The sequence below is a fragment of the Phenylobacterium aquaticum genome (assembly GCF_947378715.1).
GTDB lineage: Bacteria > Pseudomonadota > Alphaproteobacteria > Caulobacterales > Caulobacteraceae > Phenylobacterium > Phenylobacterium aquaticum_A.
The window spans coordinates 1-8,668 of sequence record NZ_CANCLE010000161.1; the positions used below are offsets into that span (position 1 = coordinate 1).

The window sequence follows — 8,668 nt, forward strand, 5'->3', positions numbered from 1 at the left end:
CCGAGCCCGGCGGCCAGCAGGATCATGCGGCCGCTCTTGCCCTTCAGCGGCGGGTCGGCGGCCTGGATCACCCGCACATTGGCGCGGCTGCGGGACATGGCGTTTTCCAGGCTGGCGTTCTCCGCCGTCTTGGCCAGGTCCTGATAGACGCCTTCGACCACGTCGCGGGCCCGCTGCAGTTCGCGATATTGCGGGCCGATGCGGACCAGTTCGTCGAGCCGAGCGTTGACGGCGTTCAGTGACGCCTGAAGGGCGCGACGGCCGCTGCGCAGGCCGGCCAGCTCGCCTTCGGAATCGGCAAAGGCGCTGTCGAGCTGTTGGCGGACGGGGTTGAGGCCGTGGTGCTCGGCGGCGGTCTGGGAGGTCGGGGTCTGGCCGATCTGGGCCTGCAGGGCGGCGATCTTGCCGTCGAGATCGGCGATCAGCGGATAGCCGTCGCGGAACTTGGCGGCGGCCTCCCGGCGCTGGGCCTGCAGGGCGATCAGGCTGGAGGTGAGCGCATCGAGCTGGGCGGAGCGCGCGGTGTCGGTCGACAGCGGCACGACCGACGGGGTCAGGTCCATGCGGCGGCCCAGCTGAGAGGTGCGGCCGGCCCGGGCGGCGATCTGCTGGTCGGTGGCCTGGAGCTGGGCCTGCAGCGCCGCCTGCTGACCCTGAACGGCGCTGAACTCGACATTGTAGTCGCCGAAATTGTGCGCGGTGGCGAAGGCGGTGAGCTGGCCCTCCAGCTGGTCCAGGCGCTGGCTGAGGCCGTCGCGCTGGGCGCCGACCGAGCTCGCATCAGCGCGCTTGAACACCTCACGGCGGCGATCGACGTAGAGCGAGACCAGGCGGTTCAACAGGTCGGCGGCGACCTGGCGGTCGGCGTTGCGCAGGCTCATCTCGATGACGTTCGACTGCGGGATATTGTCGATCGTCAGGTCCTTCTCCAGGCGGTCCGCCGCCTGTTCCAGACCGTTGGGCGCGGACGCGAAGCCCGGATAGGCCTTGGCCAGGCCGATCTCCTTGATCGCCTCCAGGTGCAGGCTGCGGGCCGCGAGGATCTCCATCTCGGCATGGACGATCTGCGCCCGGTCGAAGCTCTGGCTGGAGCCCGGGTCGCTGGCCGAGCCTTTGAAGACATAGTCGCCGCCCAGCAGGATCAGCAGGCGCGACTGGGCGATATAGACCGGGTGGGCCAGCAGGGCCGCGACGAAGGCCAGGATCACCGGGACCATCAAGGCCAGCATGGCCCGGCGGCGATAATAGAAGACCGGCGTCAGGAGGTCGCGCAGCGTCAACGGCGACTGGATGCGCCGGCGCGGCGCCTCGGTCGCGGCAGGCGTCTGTTCGAAGACGGCGGTACTCATCGGTTGCGCAGGGGCGGGCCGGGTGACAGCGCCAGGGCGCCAGTGGCGGAAGTAGCTTTGGAGTCTACGGGTTTTGTCCTTAACAAAAGGCTGAGGGGGCCGACGCCAACCCTTTGCTAACCCTAGACTGGCATGACATTCCGACAGCCGGCGCCGCATCCTGGGCGGCCGGCCGATCTCGGAGACCGGCATGTCCGCTGGGCGGCTCACCGCAGTCCTGCTCGCCCTGACGCTCGGCGCCTGCGCCGGCGATCCCGATCTGCCGCGCTCCTATCCTCAGCCGGGCCTGTTCGGCGGGGCTCACCACGAGAGCCGACGTCGGGAGGCGGCGCGCCCGCCCGCCACCGTCTACGGCGCGCCGGTCCTGCCCAGCGGCCCGCCCAAGGTCTATTATCAGCCTCAGGCCCAGCCCGCCTATCCAAGACCCTCGGCGCCGCAATATGCGCCCCAGCCGGCGCCCGCGCCTCAGTACCCGCCGCAATATCAGCCCCCGGCTCAGGCCGCCTATCCGCCGGTCCGGGCTCCCGACCCCTATCCCGGCGTCGCCTACCCGCAGCCGCAGCCGCCCTATGCAGCCCCGGCCAGCCCGCCCGCCCGTTGGGGCGGCGCCTATGCTGATTGGACTGAGGAAGACTATCGCTATCGCCTCGGCCCGGGCGACGAACTGGCCCTGCGCTTCCTGATCAATCCGGATCTCAACGGCCAGGTGATCATCGGCCCCGACGGGCGTGGGATCTTCCCGCTGGTCAGCGGGGTCAAGGTCGCCGACCTGACCGTGGACCAGGCCAACCAGGCCCTGACCCAGGCCTATGCCCAGGTGCTGCGCGCGCCCCAGGTCGAGGTGCTGATCAACAGCTACGGCTCGGCCCAGGTGTTCGTCGGCGGCGAGGTCAAGGAGCCCGGCGTCAAGCCGGTCAAGGGCCAGCTGACCCCGGCGCAAGCCGTGATGACCGCCGGCGGCGCCCTGCCCACCGCCCGCACCGGGCGCGTGGTGGTGATCCGCCAGCGTCCGGGCGGCCGGATCCTGATGAAGGACATCGACCTCAAGGCCTATCTGGCCGGCGGCGGCGCCACGGGCGACGGCTTCGCGGTGCTGCCGGGCGACCTGGTGTTCGTGCCGCGCAGCAAGATCTCCGAGGTCGACCTGTTCGTGGAGCAGTACATCAAGGGCGTGCTGCCCTTCAGCCCCAGCTTCGGCTACAGCATCAATCGCGGGCGGACCTATTGACGGTCCCCGGCAGGAGCCAGGCGTCGTGTCGCGCTATCTGACCTCGGCGGTGGAGCAGGCGCTCTGGTCGCTGCTCAATCTCGGGGTCAACCTGCTGCTGATCCGGCTGGCGGCGCCGGACCAGTACGGGGCCTTCTCCTTCTGGGCCAATATCGGCTTCGTCCTGGCCAGCCTGCAGAACGCGCTCACCGTTCCCCATATTCAGGTGCTGGCCCCCGGCGCCGGGACCTCGCCCGCGCGGCTGGAAATCGAACGGCTGATGCATGCGGTGACGGTGGTGTTCCTGGCCCTGGTGGGAGCCGGCGTACTGGCCGCCGCCCTGGTGTTCAAGGCCAAGGGGTCTGAGTATGGCGCCCCGGCCGCGGCCCTGTTCGTGCCGGCTTTCCTGCTGCAGCAATATGTGCGGCTGCTGGCCTTCTCGCGGGGCTTTCCGCGCACCGCCCTGATCCAGACCGCCGGCGTGCTGGTGCTGGGCGTGGCCCTGGTCGGCGGGGCGACCTTGCTGGAACGCAAACCCTCGGCCGACGAGATCCTGATCATGCTGGCCCTGGCCTATGGGCTGGTCGGCTTGGCGGGCGGCTGGATGGCGACCCGGGGGCAGGGGGTGAAGGTCAGCTGGCCGGCCCTCAAGCCCTATCGCGCCTTCGCGGCTAATTCCGGCTGGCTGTTCCTGGGGGTGACGACGACCGAGCTTCTGGCCCGCTTCTCGGCCTTCGCGGTGGCCGGCGCCCTGGGCGCGGCGTCCCTGGCCTCGCTGTCGGCGACCCAGCTGCTGTTGCGGCCCCTGCCGTTGCTGGCCTCGTCCTGGAGCCTGGTGGCGCGGGGCGATCTGGTGCGGCGACGCGAGGCCGGCGACCTGTCCGGCTTCGGCCGCATCCTGATGATCGCCATCATCCCGGGCCTGGTCATCGCGCTCGGCTGGTCGTTCCTGGTCTCCGAAAGCTGGGCCTGGATCTGCGGCCTGATGTTCAAGGGCAAATACGCCGCCGACGGCGAACTGGTGCTGCTGTGGGGCGTGGCTTCCGCGCTCAGCCTCAGCCAGGTGGTGGCCTCCACGGGTCTGCAGATCCTGAAGGCCTATCGCGACCTGGCCCTGGCCAACACCATCGCCGCCCTGGCCGCGGCCGCCGGCGTGCTGTTGCTGTTGCGGCCCTATGGCGTCGCGGGCGCGATCGGCGGCGCGGCGGTGGGGCAGGGGGTCGAGGTGGCCCTGATGGCCGGGCTGCTGGTGCGCAGGCTGCGGATGGAGCGCGCCGCCTCCCAATAGTCGGGGCGGTCGTGGTCCAAACCCCTTGACGATCTGCCCGCACCGGGAATTATTGGCATCAAGAATGTCATAATCAGCCGGGCTGCGCCTGGCCCCGGGAGCGCGCCCATGTCCTACACCTCTCCGTCCGAGCCCCAGTTCCCCGGCAAGATCGGCCGCACGGTCTCTGAGTCCCAGCCTCACTGGCCGGACGGACGGGCGCCAAAGGGCGCGCCGAACGTGGTGATGATCGTGCTGGACGACACCGGCTTCGCCCATCTGGGATGTTACGGTTCGACCATTGAGACGCCGAACATCGACCGGCTGGCGTCAGAGGGGCTGCGCTACACCGGCTTTCACACCACCGCGCTCTGCTCGTCCTCGCGGGCCTGCCTGCTGACCGGACGCAACCACCACGCGGTGGGCATCCGGGCAGTGTCGAACATGGACACCGGCTATCCGAACATGCGCGGCGCGATCACGCCGGCGGCGGCGACGGTGGCGGAGGTCCTGCGCGACAATGGCTTCGCCACTTTCGCGGCGGGCAAGTGGCATCTGGCGCCCATGGCCGAGGCGACGGCGGCCGGTCCGTTCCGCAACTGGCCGCTGCAGAAGGGCTTCGACCGGTTCTATGGCTTCCTGCAGGGGGAGACCGACCAGTTCCATCCGGAATTGACCAGCGACAACCACTTCATCGACCAGCCGAGAACACCGGAGGAGGGCTATCACGTCTCCGAGGACCTGGTGGACCAGTCCATCGCCTGGGTCCGTGACCAGACGTCGCTGGCGCCCGAGCGGCCGTTCTTCCTCTATCTGGCGTTCGGGGCGATGCACGCGCCGCACCAGGCGCCCCAGGCCTATCTCGACAAGTATCGCGGACGCTTCGACCAGGGCTGGGACGTGGCCCGGGAGGCCTGGTTCGCGCGGCAGAAGGCGATGGGTGTGATCCCCGCCGACACCGCCCTCGCGCCGCGCAATCCCGGCGTCGAGGCCTGGGACAGCCTGAGCGACAAGCAGCAGCGGTTCGCCGCCCGTCTGCAGGAAGCCTTCGCCGGCATGCTGGACCATACCGATGCTCAGATCGGACGGCTCGCGGCCTATCTCGAGGAGATCGGCCTGTTCGAAGACACCCTCTTCCTGCTGGTCTCCGACAATGGCGCGAGCCAGGAGGGCGGGCCGCTCGGCGTGCTCGACGAGATGAAATATTTCAACATGATGGCCGAGGATCTGGATGCGGCGGTTGAGCGTCTGGACGACATCGGTGGTCCCAACAGCCACTGCAATATCCCCTGGGGCTGGGCCCAGGCCGGCAATACGCCGCTCAAATGGTACAAGCAGAACACCCACGGCGGCGGGGTGCGCGATCCGCTGATCGTGCGCTGGCCCAAGGGGGTGAAGGGGGCCGGCGAGACCCGGACCCAGTTCTGCCACGCCGTCGATATCGCCCCGACCATACTGGAGGCTGTTGGACTGGCGCCGCCAACCGAGGTCGCCGGGGTCAGGCAGATCCCGATGCATGGGGCCAGCCTGGCGGCGAGCTTCATCGATCCCACCGCGCCGGTCGCCCGCTCCGTGCAGTATTTCGAGATGGGCGGACACCGGGGCCTGTGGAAGGACGGCTGGAAGGCGGTGACCCACCACACCTCGGGCGCGCCTCTGGATCAGGACGACTGGGAACTCTACCACCTCGACCAGGACTTCTCGGAGACCAACAACCTGGCGGCGGCCGAGCCCGAGCGGCTCAAGGCCCTGGTCGCCGAGTGGTGGTCGCAGGCCGAGCAGAACGGCGTGTTGCCGATCGATGATCGTGGCGCGTTCGAGCTGTTCCGCGCCTCGCGCCGGCCGGGCATGCCGACCAGCCGGCGGCGGTTCATCTACCGCCCGCCGATTTCGCACATCGTCTCGGACGCCTGTCCGCCGGTGTTCCGGGGCTGGAAGATGACGGTCGACCTGGAGCACGGGGCGGCCTGTGACGGCGCGCTGATCTCGCGCGGCAGCCTGAACAGCGGCTATGTGCTCTACATCCAGGACGGTCGCCCGGTGTTCGACCACAACGCCTTCCATGACCATGCCGTCGTGCGCGGCGACAGGAGGATCGGCCCGGGCCGCCATCAGGTCGAGGTGCTGGTCACGCGGCAGCCGGACGGCTCGGGTGCGGTCCAGATGAGCGTCGACGGCGCGGTGGTCGGGACCGGCGTCATCCCGCGCATGCTGATCATGATCTCCAGCCTGGGCATGGATTTCGGTCGCAGCCCGCGCCCGGTCAGTCCCGACTACGCCCCGCCCTTCATCTATCCAGGCGCGATCCACAGCGTGGTGTTCGACCTGCCGCCGGTCCCGCCGGAGCTGGCGCGGACCGCCGACCAGGCTGAGGTCGCGGCGGCGATGTCCCGGCAATAGACCGCGCGAGCGGCGTCAGGCGGTGGCCTGGCGCCGGCGCAGGTCGAGTTCGACGCCGAGCAGCAGGATCAGGAAGCCGAACACTGAATTGCCGGCGAAATAGCTGCTCTCGGTGACATTGTGGCCGATCAGGATCAGGGGCAGCAGGGCCTGGTAGATCCCGTAGGGCCGCATCGCCTGGTCGCTGGGGCGGGCGGAGGTCAGGGCGCGGCGCAGGGCGGCCAGGGCGGCGAAGGTCCACCAGAGCAGCAGTCCGAGGGCTGCAGCCAGGCCGATGGCGCCGGTGGTGACCAGTATGTCCAGATAGCCGTTGTGCGCCTCGTTGGTCGGGCTGTCGGGCTGGGCGAACCACTCGTCGGTCTGCAGGCTGGGCTGGATCATCGGATCGATGTCCCAGAAGGAGCCGAAACCCAGGCCGCGCCAGGGATGGTGGCTCCACTCGCCGATCACGAACCGCCAGACATCGGTGCGCTGGGTGAAGGTCACCCCCCGGATCGGCGCCAGGGGATCGAGCGCCTCGACCGCGCACCAGGCCAGATAGGCGAAGATCACCGCGGTCAGCAGGCCGACGGCGGCGGCGAGAATGCTGCGGAAGGTGCGCGGGCCTGTGCTGAGCGTCCAGATCAGCACCGGGGCGAAGGCGAAGACGCCCAGATAGATGCCCAGGCTGGTCTTGGAGAGCGAGGCGACCAGCAGGGCGAAGCCGCCGGCCAGCACCGCCAGCCAGAAGGCCCGGCCGGCCCAGCTGCGCTGGGTCATCAGATAGGGCCAGCAGATCAGGCCGCAGATCAGCATGACCGCGCCCAGGGTGTTCTTGTGATTGTGGATCCCGGCGAGCCCCAGCTCGCTCATCGAGACCTTGTAGCGGAAGATCCAGGAGAACAGGTCGATCCCGATCATGATGGCGCAGGTCCAGGCCATGACCGAATGCAGCCTTCGCCCATCGGGTTGGCTGAGACTCACGCTCAGGCAGATCACCAGTTCGATCAGGTAGATGAACAGCCGTCGGTGCGAGGCGCCCGCGTCCAGCGCCCACAGGCCCGTCGCCGCGAACCAGCCATAGAGCAGCAACAGCGGGGCCAGGGTGATCAGGGCCTGGGGCAGGGCCTGGCGGCGCAGCCACAGGATCGGGGCCGAGACGCCGGCCAGCACGATCCAGGAATAGCGGTTGACCGAGTTCATCACCCGGCCGCCGGTATTGGCGTCGATCACCGCCTCGTGGACGTAGGGGGTGGAGCCGATGAACAGATAGAGCAGGGTGGCCATCAGGGCCAGGCCGCCTAGCCGGCCGATCCAGCGGTCGGCGAAGGCCCGCTGGTCCGCCCGCCGCTCGGCGTCGACCAGGGTCCAGGCGGCCAGCCGGCCGCGCGGGGTCAGGGCGGCGTCAGAAGCCATCGGGGCGTGGCCTCAGGCCCAGGCGGATGGCGGCGGCGTCGCGCAGGCCCAGGCCCAGCCCGACCATGCCGCGCACCAGATAGCGCTTCCATAGCCGGCGCGGCTCCTTGACCAGCCGATAGAGCCAGACCAGGCCGGAATGCTCCATCCAGTCCGGCGCGGGGTCCGACCCGCCGGTGATGACATTGATCGAGCTGCCGATGCACAGGCCGACGCCCACGCTGCGTCCGTCGGCGATGACGTGCTGGCAGAATTTCTCCGACTGGGGCGGACCCATGGCGATGAAGACGAAGCGGGCGGGATGGGCGGCCACGAAGGCCACGGCCTCCGCCACCGCGTCGGGCATGTTGATGAAGCCCATCGGTGGAATGTGGTGAGCGACCCGGGTCAGGCCGAACTGCGCCTTGAGCTTGTCGATGACCTCGGTCGTGGCGCCGACGACGGTCAGGGCGTCGTCCGGGCCGATGACCGCCTTGAACAGCCGGTCGACCACATAGGCGCCCGGCGCGAACTTCAGGTCGATCCCGGCCAGCAGGGCGGCGCGGCCGATGATCCGGCTGTCGTTGGTGCTGATCCAGCAGGTGTCGCCGCAATCGCGGAACAGGGCGTCGTGGCGGCGCAGGAAGGCGTGCTCGGCATTGGGGGTCACGAAGGCGACAAACGGGGCGTCGGCCGGGCGGCCGGCCAGCGTCACGACGGTCTCCTCGACCCCCAGGGGGGTGAAGCGCAGGCCTGCGAACCGAACCTCGGGCCAGACGGTCTCTGGGTCGGTTGAACCGCTTGTCAACAGGTTCTCCAATATAGCCTCAAGTCCTCGAAAGCCGCGGACGCACCACGCATGAGCCACAGCATCAGTTTACGTCCGGTTCTCGGCGGGGGACGCGATGTGCGCCTCGAGCTCGCCGGCAAGCGCGTTCTGGACGTGGCTGTCTCCGGTCTGTTGCTGGTCGGGCTGTCGCCGCTGCTGGCCCTGATCGCGCTCCTGGTGGTCGCCACTTCGCCTGGCCCGCTCTTCTATGTCTGTCACTGGGTGGGGCAGGGGGAGCGTCG

Annotated in this window: 7 protein-coding genes; 4 read left to right on the plus strand and 3 right to left on the minus strand. The window is 69.2% G+C overall.

The genetic code is table 11. The annotated features are described in order from the left end of the window. Positions 1 to 1,349 (minus strand): hypothetical protein (locus Q7P21_RS17080; protein WP_304178053.1); only part of this gene is annotated, 1,349 nt, incomplete at its 3' end. A gap of 190 nt (positions 1,350 to 1,539) precedes the next feature. Here Q7P21_RS17080 and Q7P21_RS17085 point away from each other — a divergent pair. The 3 genes from Q7P21_RS17085 (at position 1,540) to Q7P21_RS17095 (ending at position 6,223) form a co-directional block, all read left to right on the plus strand. Continuing rightward, positions 1,540 to 2,577, plus strand: coding sequence for a polysaccharide biosynthesis/export family protein (locus tag Q7P21_RS17085; protein ID WP_304178055.1), 1,038 nt, complete (start codon positions 1,540 to 1,542; stop codon positions 2,575 to 2,577). 25 nt (positions 2,578 to 2,602) lie between these two features. Then, complete coding sequence (locus Q7P21_RS17090; RefSeq protein WP_304170961.1) at positions 2,603 to 3,844, plus strand: hypothetical protein; 1,242 nt, start codon at positions 2,603 to 2,605, stop codon at positions 3,842 to 3,844. A gap of 108 nt (positions 3,845 to 3,952) precedes the next feature. Next, the gene (locus Q7P21_RS17095) at positions 3,953 to 6,223 is read left to right on the plus strand and encodes an arylsulfatase (RefSeq protein ID WP_304170960.1); all 2,271 of its coding nucleotides are present in this window, start codon (positions 3,953 to 3,955) and stop codon (positions 6,221 to 6,223) included. A gap of 15 nt (positions 6,224 to 6,238) precedes the next feature. Here Q7P21_RS17095 and Q7P21_RS17100 read toward each other — a convergent pair whose 3' ends face one another. Continuing rightward, positions 6,239 to 7,618, minus strand: a complete 1,380-nt coding sequence (locus tag Q7P21_RS17100) for an O-antigen ligase (RefSeq protein ID WP_304170959.1) — start codon at positions 7,616 to 7,618, stop codon at positions 6,239 to 6,241. After that, positions 7,608 to 8,405: a WecB/TagA/CpsF family glycosyltransferase gene (locus Q7P21_RS17105; RefSeq protein ID WP_304178056.1), complete on the minus strand. Its 798-nt coding sequence runs from the start codon at positions 8,403 to 8,405 to the stop codon at positions 7,608 to 7,610. Before Q7P21_RS17105 ends, Q7P21_RS17100 begins: the two co-directional genes overlap by 11 nt. Before the next feature lie 51 nt (positions 8,406 to 8,456). Between Q7P21_RS17105 and Q7P21_RS17110 the strand changes: the two genes are divergently transcribed. Next, on the plus strand, positions 8,457 to 8,668 hold a 212-nt coding region (locus Q7P21_RS17110; protein WP_304178058.1), incomplete at its 3' end, for a sugar transferase.